At 45.4% G+C, this 19,955-nt stretch carries 17 protein-coding genes and 2 riboswitches; of the genes, 13 read left to right on the plus strand and 4 right to left on the minus strand.

Going from position 1 to position 19,955, the window contains the following annotated elements; translation table 11 throughout:
• Positions 1-10: 10 nt before the first annotated feature.
• Positions 11-541, minus strand: a complete 531-nt coding sequence (locus AOX59_RS17565; RefSeq protein WP_068447503.1) for a GNAT family N-acetyltransferase — start codon at positions 539-541, stop codon at positions 11-13.
• A 404-nt stretch (positions 542-945) separates the two neighbouring features.
• Between AOX59_RS17565 and AOX59_RS17570 the strand changes: the two genes are divergently transcribed.
• The gene (locus AOX59_RS17570) at positions 946-1,962 is read left to right on the plus strand and encodes a proline dehydrogenase family protein (RefSeq protein WP_068447505.1); all 1,017 of its coding nucleotides are present in this window, start codon (positions 946-948) and stop codon (positions 1,960-1,962) included.
• Positions 1,963-2,234: 272 nt separating this feature from the next.
• On the opposite strand, the gene AOX59_RS17575 is transcribed toward AOX59_RS17570, so the two are convergent.
• On the minus strand, positions 2,235-3,344 hold the full coding sequence (locus AOX59_RS17575; RefSeq protein WP_068447507.1) for a PLP-dependent transferase: 1,110 nt from the start codon (positions 3,342-3,344) through the stop codon (positions 2,235-2,237).
• 94 nt (positions 3,345-3,438) lie between these two features.
• Positions 3,439-3,542, minus strand: a riboswitch (SAM riboswitch).
• A 182-nt stretch (positions 3,543-3,724) separates the two neighbouring features.
• A complete protein-coding gene (locus tag AOX59_RS17580) occupies positions 3,725-5,245 on the minus strand; it encodes an AbgT family transporter (RefSeq protein WP_068447509.1) in 1,521 nt (506 codons plus the stop codon).
• Positions 5,246-5,410: 165 nt separating this feature from the next.
• Between AOX59_RS17580 and AOX59_RS17585 the strand changes: the two genes are divergently transcribed.
• The 3 genes from AOX59_RS17585 to AOX59_RS17595 all read left to right on the plus strand — a co-directional run bounded on the left by AOX59_RS17585 (position 5,411) and on the right by AOX59_RS17595 (position 7,555).
• Entirely contained in the window at positions 5,411-6,064 is a 654-nt protein-coding gene (locus AOX59_RS17585) for a ribonuclease H family protein (RefSeq protein WP_068447510.1), read from the plus strand.
• A gap of 140 nt (positions 6,065-6,204) precedes the next feature.
• Positions 6,205-6,251: riboswitch (PreQ1 riboswitch) on the plus strand.
• Between the two features lie 165 nt (positions 6,252-6,416).
• The gene (gene queF / locus AOX59_RS17590; protein WP_068447512.1) at positions 6,417-6,911 is read left to right on the plus strand and encodes a preQ(1) synthase; all 495 of its coding nucleotides are present in this window, start codon (positions 6,417-6,419) and stop codon (positions 6,909-6,911) included.
• Between the two features lie 50 nt (positions 6,912-6,961).
• Complete coding sequence (locus AOX59_RS17595; protein WP_068447514.1) at positions 6,962-7,555, plus strand: queuosine precursor transporter; 594 nt, start codon at positions 6,962-6,964, stop codon at positions 7,553-7,555.
• Between the two features lie 50 nt (positions 7,556-7,605).
• Here AOX59_RS17595 and AOX59_RS17600 read toward each other — a convergent pair whose 3' ends face one another.
• On the minus strand, positions 7,606-8,715 hold the full coding sequence (locus tag AOX59_RS17600; RefSeq protein ID WP_068447517.1) for a branched-chain amino acid aminotransferase: 1,110 nt from the start codon (positions 8,713-8,715) through the stop codon (positions 7,606-7,608).
• Positions 8,716-8,905: 190 nt separating this feature from the next.
• On the opposite strand from AOX59_RS17600, the gene AOX59_RS17605 reads away from it, so the two are divergent.
• From AOX59_RS17605 to leuC, 9 genes are all read left to right on the plus strand, one after another.
• Positions 8,906-9,868: a bile acid:sodium symporter family protein gene (locus AOX59_RS17605; RefSeq protein ID WP_068447519.1), complete on the plus strand. Its 963-nt coding sequence runs from the start codon at positions 8,906-8,908 to the stop codon at positions 9,866-9,868.
• Positions 9,869-10,001: 133 nt separating this feature from the next.
• Positions 10,002-11,693 (plus strand): dihydroxy-acid dehydratase, encoded by a 1,692-nt coding sequence (gene ilvD / locus AOX59_RS17610; protein ID WP_068447521.1) that lies wholly within the window; start codon positions 10,002-10,004, stop codon positions 11,691-11,693.
• 328 nt (positions 11,694-12,021) lie between these two features.
• Positions 12,022-12,165 carry a hypothetical protein gene (locus AOX59_RS19865; RefSeq protein WP_156418746.1) on the plus strand — a complete coding sequence of 48 codons (144 nt, stop codon included), beginning with the start codon at positions 12,022-12,024 and terminating at the stop codon, positions 12,163-12,165.
• Between the two features lie 201 nt (positions 12,166-12,366).
• Positions 12,367-14,094 carry a biosynthetic-type acetolactate synthase large subunit gene (gene ilvB, locus AOX59_RS17615; protein WP_068447523.1) on the plus strand — a complete coding sequence of 576 codons (1,728 nt, stop codon included), beginning with the start codon at positions 12,367-12,369 and terminating at the stop codon, positions 14,092-14,094.
• Complete coding sequence (gene ilvN / locus AOX59_RS17620; protein WP_068447525.1) at positions 14,091-14,609, plus strand: acetolactate synthase small subunit; 519 nt, start codon at positions 14,091-14,093, stop codon at positions 14,607-14,609. The genes ilvB and ilvN overlap by 4 nt, the downstream gene beginning before the upstream one ends.
• A 45-nt stretch (positions 14,610-14,654) precedes the next feature.
• Positions 14,655-15,701 carry a ketol-acid reductoisomerase gene (gene ilvC / locus AOX59_RS17625; RefSeq protein ID WP_068447527.1) on the plus strand — a complete coding sequence of 349 codons (1,047 nt, stop codon included), beginning with the start codon at positions 14,655-14,657 and terminating at the stop codon, positions 15,699-15,701.
• Positions 15,688-17,232 (plus strand): 2-isopropylmalate synthase, encoded by a 1,545-nt coding sequence (locus AOX59_RS17630; RefSeq protein ID WP_068447529.1) that lies wholly within the window; start codon positions 15,688-15,690, stop codon positions 17,230-17,232. Before ilvC ends, AOX59_RS17630 begins: the two co-directional genes overlap by 14 nt.
• A gap of 29 nt (positions 17,233-17,261) precedes the next feature.
• A complete protein-coding gene (leuB, locus tag AOX59_RS17635; RefSeq protein WP_068447531.1) occupies positions 17,262-18,368 on the plus strand; it encodes a 3-isopropylmalate dehydrogenase in 1,107 nt (368 codons plus the stop codon).
• Positions 18,369-18,542: 174 nt separating this feature from the next.
• Positions 18,543-19,952: a 3-isopropylmalate dehydratase large subunit gene (leuC, locus tag AOX59_RS17640; RefSeq protein ID WP_068447534.1), complete on the plus strand. Its 1,410-nt coding sequence runs from the start codon at positions 18,543-18,545 to the stop codon at positions 19,950-19,952.
• Positions 19,953-19,955: the final 3 nt, after the last annotated feature.

Below are 19,955 nucleotides of genomic sequence, written 5' to 3' on the forward strand. Positions count from 1 at the left end.
GGATTTGTTTTTATTTTTTCTGCGAGGCTGATTCCCAATAATCCCGTTGAAAAATGCACATTAGAATCCCGTCAAGATATTCTCCATTAACGAAAAAATGTTCCATCATTTTGCCTTCAGCCTGAAAGCCAGCTTTTTCATAAATATGACCGGCTTTTTCATTTGTTTTCGCTACAATTAAATAAAGTTTATGCAGGTTAAGCACGGAAAACGCGTAATCCATCGCCAATTCAGTCGCTGGTCCTGCATAACCGTTGCCTTGATGGAGGGGGTCAATCATAATAGCAAATTCCGCATTCCGGTGGCGCTGCTCGATATCAAACAGACCAACAAAGCCCAGGCTTTCTTCATTCCCGTTTGTTAACACAAATTCCCTATTACGGGGATTGTCCTTGTCTTTATCAAAGCTTTCTTTCAGTTGTTCCATGGACATATAAGATTCACTGAACCAATAGTTCATGACCTCCGGATTGTTGAAGAGTTTATGCAGAAACGTCAGGTCATCTTTTTCCAGTGTGCGCAAGTGTAAATTGTTTGCCATTTTATGTGGTCTCCTTAAGTAATATCTTTTCATAATCATAACAAAACCGGTTGCAGATCGACAGACCCTTTATCCCGCATGTAACTGGCAGTAAGACCCCCACCTCGAATTTTCGCGTATACAATGAAGATTAGGTCGGGGGATGGCTTCCAGTAAATGTCCGATTCGTTCATCTAACAATCAGTGGGGGGAAGAAAGAAACCCCCCACTGATTGAAGTTTCACTTTATTAATTACAGGAAGTGACAATAGGCCGTTCTTAAAATTTAGCCGGGGCGGAGCAAAACTAAATGAATATTTGCCATTTTATTTTCAACTATATTTTATAGTATAATAGAATCATGGTTTAAATGTAAGATGCGGCTCTGACTCATTTGCTGCAATTTAAAGCGAGGGAGATTTAAGATGGCAAATATAACACGGGATTTTTTCATAGGTTTATCAAATAATCATTTTTTAAACAGCCAGGCGAAAAAATGGGGTTTTTCACTGGGAGCTGACAAATTCGTAGCCGGAACAACTGTTGACAGTGTTCTGAAAGCGGTTAAAAAATTAAACGCACAAGGCATCAGCTGTACGCTGGATAGCCTGGGTGAATTTGTTTCAGATAAAACGGAAGCCAGTCAGGCCAAGGAAAAGATTATTACCTTGCTGAATGAGATTGACAGGGAAAAATTGGACTGCCACTTATCGGTCAAATTAACCCAGCTCGGGCTCGACATAGACCGTGACTTTTGCATTGAAAATATGAAAGAGATTCTCCGGACAGCCAAGCAGTATGATATTTTCGTCAATATTGATATGGAAGACTATGCACATTATGACGAGACGCTGGAAGTGCTTGAAGATCTTCGCAAAGACTATGGTAATGTCGGAATCGTTATCCAATCGTATCTATACCGGGCTGAAGATGACCTGGCTGATTTGAAGGATGTGCGCATCAGAATCGTTAAAGGGGCTTATAAAGAAAGTGAAGAGGTGGCGTATCCTGATAAAACTGATATCGACCTGAACTTTCTGGCGCTTGCAAAACAGCGGCTTTTGGGGGATACGTTCACATCAATCGGAACGCATGATCATCATATTATCAATGAATTGAAAGCGTTTGCCAAGGAAAATAATATTGAGCATGACAAATTTGAATTTCAGATGCTTTACGGCTTCCGGAATGATCTGCAGAATAAATTGGCTGATGAAGGCTACAACTTCTGCACTTATATTCCGTTTGGCGATGACTGGTTCGGCTATTTCATGCGCAGGCTAGCTGAACGTCCGCAAAATATGAATCTTGTTATGAAGGATATGTTTTACACTGAGGACAGTAAGTTGAAAAAAGGCCCGCTTGCTGTCGGTGGTGCAGTTGCAGCAGCTTCAGCGTTAGTCTTTTGGTGTGTTAAATCAAATCGGCATCAGAAAAAATGATGGTGAAGTACGAATCGATGCGGTGCCGTAAAGTAGTTTGTTGGGTTAATGGATTGCTTCACTCGATTAGCCTTCAACTCGCGATAACTCTGTCCAATTCCGCGTGATGACCGGGTGAAATCGCGCAGTACCGCATCATTTTCGCGCGGCGACATGTGAATTTCGCGTAGTTATCTGCTCAATTCGCGCAGCAACTAGTCGATGCCGCGCGAAAAAAATGCAGAATTAGAACGTCTGCCTCCGGGCGGCACCTGTTAACTGAAGAGGTTCAACTATTCCACCTCTAAAAACCCTTGCTCAAGGTCCTGAATCAAATCATCCGCATGCTCGATCCCGACTGACAACCGTAACAGTTCGTTGGTCAGACCGTAAGAATTGCGCTCTTCTTCAGGAATCTCGGCATGTGTCTGTGTTGCCGGATAAGTAATCAGGCTTTCCACACCGCCAAGGCTTTCGGCAAATGTGAACAGCTTTAATGCCTGCAGAAATGGAACGACGCGGTTTTCATCCTTCAGCAAAAAGCTTACCATACCGCCTTTGCCCGGATAAAATACTTTTCTGACGAGCGGTTGTGATTTAAGATATTCTATCACTTGTTTCGCATTCTGTTCGTGCTGGCGCATCCGTATAGGCAGTGTTTTCATACCGCGCATAACAAGCCAGCAGTCGAATGGCGACAAAGTTGATCCTGTTGAATTGTGAATATGGGTAAGCTCTTCACTTAGTTCTTCCCCTTTGGCCACAACGACTCCGGCCAGCACATCATTATGTCCGGAAAGATATTTAGTGGCGCTGTGGATGACAATATCGGCTCCGTCATTAATTGGTTTTTGGATATAAGGCGTATAGACCGTGTTGTCAACGATGAATAACAGGTTGTTCGCTTTTGCAACACGCGAGACAGCAGACATATCAATGTTTGTCATAAGCGGATTCGTCGGGGTCTCGATGAAAATTGCTTGTGTGTTTGACTTGATGTGTGTTTCCAGTTGGTGCTCATCGCTGCCGTTCCAATATGTAAATTCAAAGCCCTGCTTCTGCTCGAGCAAGTCAAAATAACGATAAGATCCGCCGTATACATCACGGCATGTAATGATATGACCTCCGCTTGTAAACAGTGAAAACGCGAGCTGAATCGCACTCATTCCGGAACTTGTTGCAAATGCCTCATCGCCGTTTTCAAGATCAGCCATTGCGTCTTCGAAAACATCGCGTGTCGGATTGCCGGTTCTTGTATAATCGTAGCCATTGCCATGCCCGACTTGACTGTGTCTATAGGAAGTGGATAAATAAATTGGGGTGCTGACGGCTTTTAAAGATTCTTCTTTCCGATTGCCAACCTGGGTAAAAACTGTTTCACTTTGATGATTTTGACAGGACATGATCTCTCTCTCCTTTGATGTTTGGTGTCTTATAAAGCTTAATAAATGAAAAAAACCTCTTCCTGATAAGAAGAGGTTAACGATTACCTGTTACTTCTTATCTTAAAGCATGACGCTTACTGGAATTGGCACAGTACTAACAGGGAGTCTGTTGCCGAGGCTTCACAGGGCCAGTCCCTCCACCTCTCTGGATAAGAAAAAGTCACTATGGAATTTAATAATTATTATCACTTTACAAGGGAATTCAATTGCTGTCAACAGGTGTTTGTTCCGATTGTCGCATATCCGGATAAAGCATGAAGTAAATTGCCGGCAGACAAGGATGACCGTTGTTTGGTTATGAGGGCTTGCGACAAAAAAGGCCTTCATAACAACCCACTTCAATAATAAATGTCTGCACCTGGCCCGACCGGAATGCCAAGTAGCATCCAGACAAACAGCAAGACCACCCAGCTGACTAAGAAAGCGACTGAGTATGGAATCATCATTGAAATCAATGTGCCAATTCCAATTTTTTTATCATACCGCTGCGCAAATGCGATGATCATCGGAAAGTATAGCAAAAGCGGCGTAATGATATTGGTTACTGAATCCGACAGGCGATAGATAACAGTCGTAAATTCCGGTGAGTAACCAAGATTCATCATGATCGGTACGAAGACAGGGGCGAGAATGACCCATTTAGCTGATGAACTTCCGATGAAGAAGTTGATCCCCATTGTAATCAAAATAAACACGATGATCAGACCGAACCCGTCGAAACCAGTGTTACTCAAAAACTCCGCACCATTTATAGCGATGACGGTTCCCATATTGGTTTCCCCGAAATAAGCAATAAACTGACCGGCGGTGAAGGCAAGTGCGATATACCCGCTCATGCTGGCCATTGTTTTCCCGAGAAACTGAGTCAAGTCTTTATCATTCTGGATCACCTTTGTTGTTATACCATAAATGAGCCCTGGGACAAAGAACAGAATGAAAATTACGAATACGAGCGAATCGAAAAACGGTGATTCAAGATAATTGCCGTCTCCACGCAAAGGACCAAACGACAGATAAACCATAACCAGCGCCGTAACCAGGAAACTAATGCCAGCGTAGAGCAGTCCTTTTTTCTCCTGCTGTGATAAGGCATCCATCTCTTCTTCTGCATTGTCTCCCTCGTATTTGCCGAGACGCGGTTCAACGATTTTGTTCGTTACCCATGTACCGACGACGGTCACGAGAACAATCGAGGCTGCTGCGAAAAACCAGTTCATGGAAACAGCTATCGTTTCAGCGTAAGCTTCATCGATGGTCGCCGCAGCGTCAGCCGTGAGTTCGGCGAGAATAGCATCCGTTGATGTTAAAAACAAGTTAGCGCCAAACCCGCCTGATACACCGGCGAACGCTGCTGTCAGACCTGCAAGCGGGTGCCTTCCCAGCCCGAGAAACAGGGCAGCACCAAGCGGCGGCAGCACAACATACCCGGCGTTAACTGCAATGCTTGACATCGCTCCGGCAAATACAAGAGCAGCTGTCAGTAATTTGGATGGAACAGAGAAGACAGTTCCTTTTAGAGATGCGTGTACAAGGCCGGTTTGTTCAGCAAGTCCAATCCCGAGCATAGTCACCAATACTGCACCTAATGGGGCGAATCCTATGAAGTTATCGACCGCATTTTGGAAAATATATTGCAGACCTTCAATCGTAAAAAGATTATTAACGGCTATTGTTTCTCCGGATGTTGGGTTTGTGACCGAGGCACCGGAAAAAACTGCTGATGATAAAATGACAATAAATGCTAGTAATGTAAATAGCAGCAGTGGAGAGGGGAGCTTGTTTCCAACCCATTCAATCACATCCAGTGCTCGAAACAAAAACTTTCTTGATCCTGATGGTTTTTCATCGTGGTTTGTCATATGTACCCTCCTATAATCCCAAGTAATTTGATAGGATAAAAATCTATCAAATGATTATGCCAAAGTCAAAATAAACGTCTCGAACTAATCCTGCAGTTGTCGTGTGAAATGCCGGAATAAGGGAACAATAATTATGGGATTTTAAGCATAAAAGGTGATGGCACGATGAATGTCAGAATACGAGCGAATTATATAACGCCCAAAGGGACTGAAGCATTTTTCACTTCTGAGGCAATGCCTGCAGCCAAAGCATTGTTGATTACTGAAGACCTTGAGAAGACTCAGCGCGCGAAACAAATCACATTTATCGACCAAAATGATTCGAGATGGACGATGAAAGAATTGAAAAAACAGCTTGAGGCTATTCAAACAGAACCGCATGAGGTGACGGTTTATTTTGATGGCGGTTTTGACAGGGAAACGAAAAAATCCGGGTTAGGCTGTGTCATTTATTATGAGCAGAACAACAAGAAATGGCGTTTGCGGGAGAATGCCCTGGTCGAGGAGCTGGAAACCAATAATGAAGCTGAGTATGCGGCGCTTCATTTGGCCTCTCAAGAGCTGGAGTTAATGGGTGTCCACCATCTGACGGTTACATTTGTCGGTGATTCGCAAGTGGTGATTAACCAGCTGAAAGGCGAGTGGCCTTGCTATGAAGCAGTTTTAAATCAATGGGCCGACCGAATCGAGGCAGATTTTAGCAGGTTAGGTATTGATCCGGCGTATGAGGTAATTTCACGAAAACATAATCAGGAAGCGGACCGTTTGGCAACACAAGCGTTAAAGGGTGTTGATGTAACAAGTACAAGTGAGGTTTAATGTTGGGTTTCACACATGCCGTGATGCAGATCGCGCAATTGCTGTATGGGCTATGGGATAATCTAGCAAAATTGACAGTTGACCGGTTCCGTTATATAATAATTTGCGTGAATAGGATAAAAATATATCCGTTCTTGAATACGGGAGAGGTTCTTAGCTTAAACCCTCTATAAAAAACTAAGGACAGATGATTGCAATCTTTAAACCATGTGCCTTAGGCCGTGGTTTTTTATTTTAAGGTCAGAAAGAATGAATTATGGTTGATCTTACAAGAAAAACATCGGCACACGCTGTAAGTCGAGACAAATGCCGAGTTTTAATGCCAAATGCTTGATGGGGGAGGTTTTCTGAGATGACAGAACGACGTGATGATTTACAGGATTTAACGCAATTGGGGAATCAGGGAACGAGTTACCAGTTTAACTATACACCTGACGTGCTCGAGGCAATTGATAATTTGCATCCTGACAGAGATTATTTTGTCAAATTCAATTGCCCTGAATTTACGACACTTTGCCCTCAAACCGGACAGCCTGATTTTGCAACAGTCTATATCAGTTACATACCAGACCAAAAAATAGTAGAAAGCAAATCGTTAAAGCTATATTTGTTCAGTTTTCGAAATCATGGGGATTTTCATGAAGACTGTATCAATATTATCATGAACGACCTAATTGATTTGTTGGATCCACGGTACATAGAGGTATGGGGGAAATTCACGCCGCGTGGTGGTATATCCATTGATCCGTACTGCAACTATGGAAAGCCTGGTACTAAGTATGAACAAATGGCTGATCATCGTCTAATGAATCATGATTTGTATCCCGAAAAGGTTGATAATCGTTAATAGAGGGCTGGCTATGATCCTTTCCTATTAGTTGATAAGGAGAGGATTGGATGTTTGTTTATTTGAATGCATTATTTGTCGGATTGTTATTGTTATCGAATGTGTTGGGTGTCAAGCTGTTCAGCATCGGAGAAATTGTGCTGCCCGGGACGGTTATTGTGTATGTCATCACCTATTTGATTACAGACGTCATTGGTGAAGTCTACGGGAGAGAAGCTGCGAGAAAAACGGTGCAGGCGGGTTTTCTGACACAGGTAATCGCACTTGTATTTATTTTTATCGTCATTGAATTACCGCCGGCATCGGATTTTGGTCTGCAGTCGGAATTTGCAGCGGTTTTGGGAGGCAGCTTCCGTGTGATGCTGGCAAGTCTGGTTTCATATATTGTCAGTCAAAACCTTGATGTGAGCATTTTCCACCGTCTGAAAGCAAGGGATGGTGTTTCGAAGCTATGGCTCCGAAACAACCTGTCAACAATGACCAGTCAGCTCGCCGATACGGTCATTTTCATTACAGTTGCCTTTTGGGGCATTGTCCCGTTCAGTGTTTTACTGGGAATGCTTGTCTCCCAATATCTCTTTAAAGTTGCTGTTGCACTCATAGACACACCAATTGTCTATTTACTTGTTAGATTTGCACGATAGCATATTTTAAAAACCCCGGTACGATTGGTGTACCGGGGTTTTAAGTGTTATTAACTTGATGCTTTCAGAGCCGAATCTTTGACAGTTTCAACTTTTTCAACCCAATCGAATGGATCTTCCAGTTTGCCGTATTGAATACCGGTCAGTGTGTCATACAGACGTTTTGCAATGGGGCCGGTTTTGCTCTCGTTGATTTCAAGGTGTTTTTCGCCGCGGACCAGTTCACCAATTGGTGAGATGACAGCCGCTGTGCCGGCGCCGAATGCTTCTTCCAGTTTGCCGTCTTGGTGTGCTTTAATAACTTCCTCCATTGAAAGTTTTCTTTCTTCAACAGGGACATTCCAATATTTCAGCAGCTCGATAACGGAATTTCGCGTCACACCTTCCAGAATACTGCCATTCAATGCAGGTGTAACAACTTTACCACCAATCTTGAAAAAGACATTCATGCTGCCGACTTCCTCAATGTACTTGCGTTCAACACCGTCGAGCCACAACACTTGTGCGATGCCTTCTTCGGCCATTTCCTGCGCTTTTAGGCTGGCTGCGTAATTGCCGCCGGTTTTTGCTTCGCCTGTTCCGCCTTTAACCGTACGGACGTAATCGTGTTCGACTGCAATTTTAATCGGGTTGATGCCTTCTTTGTAATAAGCACCGACCGGCGAAAGAATAATGATAAATTTATAATGGCCTGATGGTGCTACACCGAGAAAAGCCTCGGTTGAAATAATAAACGGTCGGATATATAGGGATGTGCCCTCTGCTTCAGGTATCCAGTCTTTATCCAGGGTGATGAGCTGCTTGAGAGCCTTCAGGGCAAACGTCTCATCAATCGGCGGGATGCAAAGCCTGTTGTTGGAATGATTCATACGGCTGAAATTCCGCTGCGGCCGGAATAATTGGGCTTCCCTTTCCGGTGTCAGATAAGCTTTCATGCCTTCAAACACGGATTGGCCATAATGAAAAACCATTGCCGACGGGTCGACATTCAATGGTTCATAAGGCACAATACGGGGATCATGCCAGCCTTCCTCATTCGAATAGTCCATCAAAAACATATGATCTGTAAAAATTCTTCCAAACTCCAATTGATCTGATTTAGGTTTTTCTTTACCTGAAGAACAGATATCAGTTCGAATTTCTCGTTGTTCTTCCTCCATGTCGCCATCCCCTTGTGTAAAAAGTTGTATACCATCTTAGGATATATTTCAGATAAAAGCAAGCCCAAAATCTGATTTTTTGGATATTGTAATAATGTTTTAAAAATTTGACTTTTGTTGTGCAGATGATTCTGCTATAATCTCAAGTTATCTGAAATTTTATCCAATACACCTAAGAGGAGGGATTAATATGCGAACATTGGAAAGAATCAGTAATTTCGCCGGAAATACATTTGCTGTCTGGGTCATCCTGTTTGTTGCGTTAAGCTTAATTTTTCCGGGAGGTTTTGCGTGGATTGCACCACATGTATCGCTGTTACTGGGAATTATTATGTTTGGTATGGGATTGACGTTGACACTGGATGATTTCAAAGGTGTGCTAAAGGCGCCGGTATCTGTTCTCATTGCTGTCCTTTTACAATATACGGTTATGCCGCTTATCGCGTTTGGACTTGCTGTCATTTTTCAGCTCCCGCCGGAGGTCGCAGCAGGTGTTATCCTGGTTGGCTGCTGTCCGGGTGGAACGGCTTCAAATGTCATGACATTTCTGGCAAAAGGAAATACCGCGCTGTCAGTGTCGGTAACAGCTGTATCAACCGTGCTTGCACCGATATTGACGCCTGCATTGACACTGCTGTTTGCCAGTCAATGGCTGCCGGTTTCCGCGTCTGATATGTTCATGTCGATTGTTCAAATTGTGCTGGTTCCGATTGTTTTGGGTGTCGTTGTTCGTCTGTTGTTCAGTAAACAAGTTGATAAAAGCGTTAAAGCACTGCCGCTTGTCTCGGTCATTGGGATTGTGGCTGTGGCCGCTGCTGTTGTGGCGGTTAACCGTGAAGATATTCTCACGACCGGCCTGTTGATTTTTTCGGTTGTCATTTTGCATAACGTGCTTGGCCTTGCAATTGGTTATTTGTTTGGTAAACTGTTTAAATTTGATTTTGCCAATCAGAAAGCTGTTTCGATTGAGGTCGGCATGCAGAATTCCGGACTTGGATCAGCGTTGGCGCTTGCCCACTTTTCACCGATTGCTGCTGTTCCGAGTGCGCTGTTCAGTGTCTGGCACAATATCTCCGGTCCGGTTCTGGCAACCTGGTGGGGCAAACGGAGTGGTGATTCATTAAAAGGTGATGAAGACACGAAAGCTGGCTGAGTTGCTTGATTCGAGTAGAAAAGTAACTTGAGCGACAAAAGCCATATCATAAAGCTCAAATTATAAAAACATTGAATTTTATTAAATTGAGGCATATAATTATCCGAAAAAGAAAGGTTAGGTGGACTGCCGGATGGAAAAAGACTTACGGATAAAAAGCCAAGTTTTCAGTGACGATACGATGCGTGCACCAAATCGTGCTATGCTGCGTGCGGTTGGGCTGACAGATGAGGATTTCGAAAAGCCGATGGTCGGTATCGCAAGTACATGGAGTGAGGTCACACCATGCAATATACATATCGATGACCTGGCTGTCAGTGCCAAGAAAGGTGCAAGGGATGCGGGCGCAACACCACTTATTTTTAACACGATCACCGTCTCTGATGGGATATCGATGGGAACGCAAGGAATGCGCTATTCACTGCCCAGCCGTGATTTGATTGCCGATTCAATTGAAACGGTGGTCGGAGCGGAAAGTCTTGATGGTTTTGTTGCGATCGGTGCTTGTGATAAAAATATCCCCGGCTGCATGATCGCCATTGCTAATTCTGATGTGCCGGCTGTTTTTGTTTATGGCGGCACGATCGCGCCCGGCAAGCACAACGGCAAAGATATCGATCTCGTGTCAGTGTTTGAGGGTGTTGGCAAACATAACAATGGTGATATTGACGATCAGGAACTGAAAAACATTGAATGCAACGCATGTCCGGGTGCCGGCGCATGCGGCGGCATGTATACTGCCAATACAATGGCATCGGCAGTCGAGGCGATGGGGATGAGTCTGCCCGGCAGCTCGTCAAATCCGGCCGAATCTGATGAAAAGGCTGAGGATTGTTCCGCTGCGGGTGAAGCTGTGTACAAGCTTCTGGAAGAAGGCATTTATCCAAAAGATATTATGACGAAAAAAGCGTTCGAAAATGCGATGACGGTTGTCATGGCACTTGGCGGTTCGACGAATGCGATCCTGCACCTTTTGGGTATGGCGCATGCTGTCGGTGTTGATCTTAAGATCGATGACTTTAACCGTATTCAGGAAAAAGTGCCGCATTTGGCTGACCTGAAGCCGAGCGGGCAATATGTGATGCAGGATCTGCACAATGCCGGCGGGGTCCAAGCTGTCATGAAGCTGCTTTATGAAGCGGGATATCTGCATGGCGACTGCTTGACAGTAACCGGAAAAACAATAGCGGAAAACCTTGCAGAAGCGCCATCACTTAAAGAAGACCAAAAAATAATTGCACCGCTTGATAATCCGAAACGTGCTGATGGTCCGCTGATTGTTCTTAAAGGCAATCTGGCGCCAAGGGGTGCGGTTGCCAAAGTATCGGGGGTTAAAGTGAAACGACATACCGGTCCGGCACGTGTTTTCAATACCGAGCAAGAAGCGACTGATGCGGTCAGACGAAATGAAATCAATGAAGGCGATGTGCTTGTTATTCGCCACGTCGGTCCAAAAGGCGGCCCGGGCATGCCTGAGATGCTGTCGGTTTCGAGCCTTTTGGTCGGCAAGGGCTTGGGCGAAAAAGTCGCTCTCTTGACAGACGGCCGTTTTTCCGGCGGTACACACGGGCTTGTCGTCGGACATATCGCCCCGGAAGCGCAGGATGGCGGTCCAATCGCATTTTTGCAGGAAGGCGATCAGGTAACAATCGACTCTGAGAATAAAGAAATAACAGCTGATGTGTCTGAAGCGGAACTGGATAAACGCAATCAGCAATGGAGTGCACCACCGCTTTATAAAAAAGGCGTGCTTGGAAAGTATGCACACAATGTATCGTGTTCATCAAAAGGTGCCGTGACAGATTTTCTGGATGCTGCCGATTAATTAATTGTCAGACGACCCCCTGGGCAAATAAATGCTCAGGGGGTTTATTATGTCTGACGAGCAGAAAAACACTGAGCAAAACTGATTTAGCCCAATCCTCATTTGTAACAAAATTGAAATATTCTAACACTTTTGCATCATACCGTCATTGTAAGCGTATACAAGGTTTCGCGCTTATCAGATTCGTCAAAAAAATTTTTAAAAAGCTGTTGACCAATTCGGAAAAACGGTATATGATTATCGGCAATATCAATTATTTATTTTTCGAATTTGACGGAAAAATGATTCAATAATAAAACACGATGACGGGAAAAAAGGAACATGTCCCATGCATTTACAGAGAGCCGGGGTTGCTGGAAGCCCGGAAATGCATATTGTTCCGACATCTTCTCTGAGTGCCTTGCTGAACGGTATTCTCATTAGGCTTGGCCAGGTGCAGGCTCATGTACCTGTTATCAAATCAGCTGATTAATCTCAGCTGGCAAGATAGTATTTGCGAAGATGCTATGAACCTGGGTGGTACCGTGGAAAGAAAAAGACTCTTTTCTCCCCAATGACTCTGTAATTAGACAGTTTTGTGTGGGAAGAAAAGGGTCTTTTTTCAATTCAAAAAACTTTAGCGAATCACTTGAGAAAAGTGGGGCGCTCTAAACACTAAAGGAGGCGAGCTGCAGTGAGTGTTAAGGCTGAGCAGGAAGTTCAACAAACGGAAAAAAAGGTGACGGGTGCTGATTTACTCATTCAGGCGTTGACAGCCGCGGGCGTCGATACGGTATTCGGTTATCCGGGTGGCGCGGTACTGCCGATATACGATGCTTTGTACCGAAATGATGCCTCTTTTAAACATGTTTTGTCCCGGCATGAGCAGGGATCGGTACACGCAGCAGAAGGCTATGCAAGGGTTACCGGAAAACCCGGTGTTGTCCTGGCAACATCGGGACCCGGAGCCACTAACCTGATTACAGGCATAACGGATGCCATGATGGATTCATTGCCGCTGGTTATATTTACCGGTCAGGTTGCCAGCAATGTGATCGGTACGGATGCTTTTCAGGAATCGGATGTGATGGGGATTACAACACCAGTCACAAAATACAACTATCAGGTCCGGGACTTGGAGCAATTACCGAAGATCGTTAACGAGGCATTTCATATTGCATCAACAGGCAGGCCTGGCCCGGTCGTAGTGGATATTCCAAAAGATATTTCATCAAGCATATCAAACACGAACATTAAAAAAAGCGGTGACTGCTACTTGCCTGGCTATCAGCCGAACAAAAAGCCGAATCCGCTGCAAACCGTAAAATTGGCAGAAGCAATAAACCGTGCTAAAAAGCCGCTCATTCTAGCAGGTGCAGGTGTTATTTTTGCTAAAGCAGCCGGGGAACTAAAGAAGTTTGCTGAAGATCATCAATTGCCGGTTGTCAACACGCTGCTTGGTCTTGGAGGCTTTCCGGGGACGCATGAACTGTCCTTAGGAATGGGTGGCATGCACGGGAATTACGCAGCAAATACAGGAATTTATGATTGCGATTTGCTGATTAATATCGGGGCACGTTTTGATGACCGGCTGACCGGAAACCTGAAACATTTCGCACCAAACGCCAAAGTGGCTCACGTGGATATCGATCCGGCAGAAATCGGCAAAAATGTGGAAACAGAAATACCGGTTGTCGCTGATGCCAAAGAAGCACTGAATGCTCTGAACAATACAGACATAAGCGCAAATGATCATGATGAATGGCTCGAATCCTTGCGACAGAATCAGACGGATTACCCTTACTGGTATGACCGCTCAGATCGTTTTATCTCACCGCAGTGGCTGACTGAGCAGGTTTATCAGGCATCAGAGGGAAAAGCAATTGTAACGACAGATGTCGGTCAGCATCAGATGTGGGCCGCACAATATTATCCATTTGAGAAACCAAATCAGTGGGTAACCTCAGGCGGGCTTGGCACAATGGGATTCGGATTCCCGGCTGCGGTAGGGGCACAGCTTGGAAAACCTGATGAACTGGTTGTAGCAGTCGTTGGTGATGGCGGTTTTCAGATGACGTCTCAGGAACTGTCGGTTATTAAAGAAAAACAGTTGCCGGTCAAGGTGGTCATTGTAAATAATCAGTCGCTCGGCATGGTGCGGCAATGGCAGGAAAGCTTTTACGAGGAGCGTTACTCCGAATCGATCTTTCCGGAGAATCCTGATTTTGTCAAATTGGCGGAATGTTATGGAATCCGAGGGATGAAAGCAAGCCGTGAATCGGAAGTGAAAGACGTTCTCACCGAAGCATTTACCTATGACGGACCGGTTGTGATTGATTGTCACGTTGAACAGAAAGAATGCGTCTACCCGATGATTGCACCAGGCAAAGGGCTTCATGAAATGATAGGGGTGAGCCGATGAAACGAATCATCACAGCCGATGTACAGAATCAAAGCGGTGTTCTTAACCGGATTACGGGGATGCTGCAAAAGCGGCAATTCAATATCGAAAGCATTACAGTCGGAAAATCAGAAAGGCCCGGCATATCGAAAATGACATTTGTTGTCGAAATCGGTGACGACCAGAAGCTGGAGCAGCTGACGAAACAGCTTAACAAACAGATTGATGTCCTGAAAGTAAAGGACATAACGGATAAAGCGATTGTCGCACGGGAACTTGCTTTGATAAAAGTTGGCGGGAGCGGCCAGCAGCGTGCCGAAATCCAAGGGGTGATTAACCCATTCCGGGCCTCTGTCATTGATGTCAGCAAAGATAGCCTGACTATTCAGGTGACAGGCAAACCGGATAAAATCGAAGCCTTGATTGCACTGCTCAGGCCATATGGTATCAAAGAACTGGCCAGAACAGGCATGACAGCATTCCTGAGAGGCTATCAGCCGCAGGAGGTTACTGAGATTAATTCACATTTGGTTTGAACATTAAATAGAATCTTTTACTTAATAACAAGGAGGACGATGAACATGTCAAAAGTACTATACGAAAAAGATATCCAAAAAGAGGTACTGCAAGCGAAAAAAATTACGGTGGTTGGCTATGGCTCACAAGGCCATGCCCACGCACTCAATCTCAGAGAAAGCGGCTATGACGTTACTGTTGGCCTGAGACCGGGAAAATCCCAACAAAAAGCTGAAGACGACGGATTTGAGGTTTTGCCGGTCGCTGAAGCTGTTAAACAGTCGGAAGTTGTCATGGTTCTCCTTCCGGATGAGCATCAGACAAAAGTTTATGAGGAAAGCATCAAACCAAATCTCGAAGCAGGTAATGCGATTGCATTCGCCCATGGTTTCAATATTCATTTTTCACAAATTGTACCGCCGAGTGACGTTGATGTCTTCATGGTAGCGCCGAAAGGACCCGGCCACTTGGTACGCCGCACATATGAAGAAGGCGGCGGTGTCCCGTCATTATACGCGGTCTATCAGGATGTCACCGGCAATGCCAAAGAAGTAGCACTTGCTTATTCGCAGGGCATCGGTTCAGCGAGAGCCGGCGTACTGGAAACGAGCTTCCAGGAAGAAACGGAAACTGACCTGTTCGGTGAGCAAGCTGTCCTGTGCGGCGGGTTATCCAGCCTTGTAAAAGCTGGATTTGAAACCTTGACAGATGCAGGATATCAGCCTGAAGTGGCGTACTTCGAATGTCTGCATGAGGTGAAGCTGATCGTTGATTTGATGTATGAAGGCGGTCTTGAAAACATGCGCTATTCCGTATCGGATACCGCTCAGTGGGGCGATTTTGTTTCCGGTAAACGTGTTATCAATGATGAAACGAAAGAGCGGATGAAAGAAGTCTTGAAAGACGTGCAAACAGGAGAATTCGCAAAAGGATGGATCCTTGAAAACCAGGCTAACCGCCCGCAATTCAACGCTATCAATGCCTTGGAAAGCAATCATCAAATTGAACAAGTCGGAAAAGAGCTCCGTGAGTTAATGCCTTTTGTCAAACAGCCATTGCAAAAAGAACAAAAAGATAAACAAAAAGGTGTGACGGCAGATGCCAGAAATTAAAATTTTTGATACAACTTTGAGAGATGGGGAGCAATCGCCCGGTGTCAATCTGAATAAGCCGGAAAAACTGGAGATCGCCAAGCAGCTGGAACGAATGGGGATAGACCGGATGGAGGCAGGCTTTCCTGCTTCCTCCAAAGGTGACTTTGAAGCTGTTAAAGAAATCGCCAAAATGATTAAAAACACATCCGTTACAGGGCTTGCAAGAACAGTCAAATCAGATATCGACACGGCATGGGAAGCCCTTAAATATGCTCAGGAGCCGCGGTTGCATCTGTTTGTGGCCACATCACCGATTCACATGACCTACAAACTGAAGCAGTCACCTGATGAGGTGCTGGAAAACGCCGTCAGCATGGTCCGTTATGCAAAGGAGAAATTTCCACAGGTTGAATTCTCAGCTGAAGATGCTTCCCGATCCGACTTGAGCTTTCTGGTACAAATTATTGAGAAAGTGATTGAAGCCGGTGCAACCGTCATCAATCTTCCGGACACAGTCGGCTATACGACACCTGCAGAATATGGCGCGATGTTCCGTTATATCAGGGAGAATGTCCCGAACATTGAACAGGTTGAACTTTCCTGCCATTGTCATAATGATTTGGGCTTGGCTGTTGCCAACTCAATCGCTGCTGTTGAAAATGGTGTCACACAGGTGGAAGGCACGATTAACGGCATCGGCGAACGGGCAGGCAATGCTTCCCTTGAAGAAGTCGCAGTCGCGCTGAGAGTACGTGCAGATTATTATCCATACACCACCAGGTTGAATCTTGAAGAGACGAAGCGCACAAGCGATCTGATTGCAAAATTGACCGGCATGTATGTTCAAGCAAACAAGGCTATCGTCGGCCGCAATGCGTTCCAGCATGAAGCGGGCATTCACCAAGACGGTGTTTTGAAAAACAAAGAAACATATGAAATCATGACGCCTGAAATGGTTGGCGTCAAAGCCGATACCTTATTCCTTGGAAAACATTCAGGACGCCACGCATTTAAAGACAGAGTCAATGAACTTGGCGTGAATCTTTCAGAAGAGAAAGTGACAGAAGCCTTCAAGATGTTTAAACAATTGACTGACCGCAAAAAAGAAGTAACCGACGATGATCTGTTTACAATTCTAATGGAGATTCAAACCGACACCTCAGCAGTCAATAAGTATCAACTGGAAATGTTCCAGGTTCAGTACGGGACTTCCAATATTCCAACCGCAACTGTTTCTCTGACTGCGCCGAACGGCAATACCATTCAGACAGCTCAAACAGGTCAAGGAAGTGTTGAGGCATTATATAAAACGCTTGATGCTCTGATTACGGAAGAACTGGAATTGACTGATTATCAGTTGAATTCAGTCGGCCGCGGCAAGGATGCCCTCGCTGAATCACACGTCCAGCTGAAGGTTAATGGCGAAATGATGAACGGCAGAGGCACCGCTCAAGACGTTCTGCAGGCTTCGGTCAACGCGTTTTTAAACGCCGTCAATCGCTATATCATCCATCAGTATACGTCGAAAGAAGAACCGGTCGTCAGGTAAATAATATGAAATAAAGGGAGGGGAAGTACATGAATAAACACATCGTTTTGCTTCCGGGGGACGGAATTGGAAAAGAGATTATGGAATCGGCCAAACAGGTTCTGGATGCGGTTGCCGGAGAATATGGCCATCGATTTACACTTCAGGAACACGCGATCGGCGGCAGCGCCATCGATCAGTATGATACACCTTTACCGGAAGCAACCATTGCAGCAAGCCAGGAGGCCGATGCCATTTTACTCGGTGCTGTCGGCGGTGAAAAATGGGATGCCATGCCCAGCGAGAAACGGCCGGAAAAAGGTTTGCTGGGAATCCGTAAAGCACTTGGGCTGTTCGCTAATTTGCGGCCTGTTAAAGGATTTCCGTCATTGCTCCATGCTTCCCCGCTCAAAGAGCATATCATTGATGGCAGTGATATTCTAATTATCCGCGAACTTACCGGCGGCCTCTACTTTGGCCGGCCAAGTGAACGGCGGGACAATGGACGTGAAGTTGTTGACACCTTGCATTATCGCCGGGATGAGATGGAGCGGATTATTGATAAGGCGTTTCAAAGCGCCCGCTTGCGACATAATCATCTGACATCGGTTGATAAGGCAAATGTCTTGGAATCAAGCCGAATGTGGCGCGAAATTGTCAATGAGAAAAGCCATGAATATCCGGATGTGACAGTCGATCACATGTTGGTTGATGCAGCCGCCATGAAACTGATCACACAGCCAAATCAATTTGATGTCATGGTAACTGAAAATATGTTCGGCGATATTTTAAGCGATGAAGCATCCGTTTTGACAGGATCATTGGGAATGTTGCCATCTGCGAGTGTCCGGAGTGATGGTATTGGTTTGTATGAACCCGTCCACGGTTCAGCACCGGATATTGCCGGAAAAGGACTTGCCAATCCGTTGGGCATGATTCTTTCAGTAGCTTTAATGCTTCGTCACTCTTTCCGGATGGAAACAGAAGCTGCCGCAGTTGAACGCGCGGTCCGCGAATGTCTGGATCAAGGGTACGTCACATCCGACTTGAATATAAGTGCAGGTGAAATGGTCGGTACAGAGCAAATGACAGCAGCTGTTGTGGAGAATTTGACGGTTAAGAGTGTGTCTGACAGTATTTGCAGTATGTATGTTTAATAGAGGATGTTTAAAAGTCCGGTAACAATGACACATCGAAATTCTTCGTTGGCTTGTTTCTCCGCGGCTCATGTATCTATAGGCATACATTCCGCTGCTCGAAACTGCGCCGCCTCGAACTTCTTGGTCCTTGTTATCCTCCTTTTAAACATGTACTAATTTGGAGGTGATGACATGGGAAAACCGAAAACAATTGTTGAAAAAATTTGGGAAAATCATATGGTGCATCAAGAGCCGGATAAACCGGATCTGATGTATATTGATTTACATTTGATTCATGAAGTGACATCACCACAGGCGTTTGAAGGGCTGCGGCTGAATAACCGCAACGTAAGAAGGCCGGATTTAACATTTGCGACAATGGATCATAACGTTCCGACGCAAAACCGGGATGTCATTGAAGATGAGATTTCCAAAAAGCAGATGGAAACGCTGAAGAAGAACTGTAAAGATTTTGGGGTTACATTGGCGGATATGTTCCATCCAGACCAGGGGATTGTTCACGTCATCGGACCGCAGCTTGGGCTGACACAGCCGGGAAAAACAATTGTCTGCGGTGACAGCCATACATCCACTCATGGTGCTTTTGGCGCCTTGGCGTTTGGTATTGGTACGAGTGAGGTGGAGCATGTTTTAGCAACTCAGACAGTGTGGCAACAATCGCCTAAAACATTGAATGTTCATGTGGAAGGTGACCTTGGTACCGGCGTTACAGCCAAAGACCTGATACTGGCAATCATTTCCAAATTCGGTGTACGTTTCGGTACCGGCCATGTCATTGAATATACGGGTGAAGCGATCCGAAATTTATCAATGGAAGGCCGTATGACTGTCTGCAATATGTCGATCGAAGCCGGTGCAAGAGCCGGATTGATCAGCCCTGATGAGACGACAGTCGAATTTTTGCGGGATAAACCGAATGTTCCCCAAGGTGAATCATTCGATCAAAAGGCGGCTGAATGGCTGAACTTGGCTACTGATGAAGGCGCTGAATATGATGAGACGGTGACGATTAAAGCTGAAGAAATCGAACCGCAAGTCTCATGGGGAACAAACCCAGGCATGTGTGTGCCGGTAAGCGGCAACACACCGGTTGTGAATGAATCAGATCACCCGGATGACGTATCACGTGCACTTGAATATATGGGGCTTGATGAAAATCAGTCAATCGAGTCCATTGACATCGATCATGTCTTTATCGGATCCTGCACAAACTCCCGAATTACTGACTTGCGCAAAGCAGCCAGTGTCGTCGAAGGTCATCAGGTGAGTGACAACGTCAGGGCGATTGTCGTTCCCGGATCGTTCGGAACAAAGCTTCAGGCAGAAAAAGAAGGGCTTGATGCAATTTTTAAAGAAGCCGGATTTGAATGGCGTGAGGCCGGCTGCAGTATGTGTTTGGCGATGAATGATGATGTGGTACCGCCGGGCGGTCGCTGTGCATCAACGTCAAACCGTAATTTTGAAGGCAGACAGGGCAATGATGCCCGCACGCATCTGGTCAGCCCGGAAATGGCTGCAGCCGCTGCGATTAATGGCCATTTTGTCGATGTCCGCAAGTTTGCTTCGAACGTATACGCATAGGAG

The organism is Lentibacillus amyloliquefaciens (assembly GCF_001307805.1).
GTDB lineage: Bacteria > Bacillota > Bacilli > Bacillales > Amphibacillaceae > Lentibacillus > Lentibacillus amyloliquefaciens.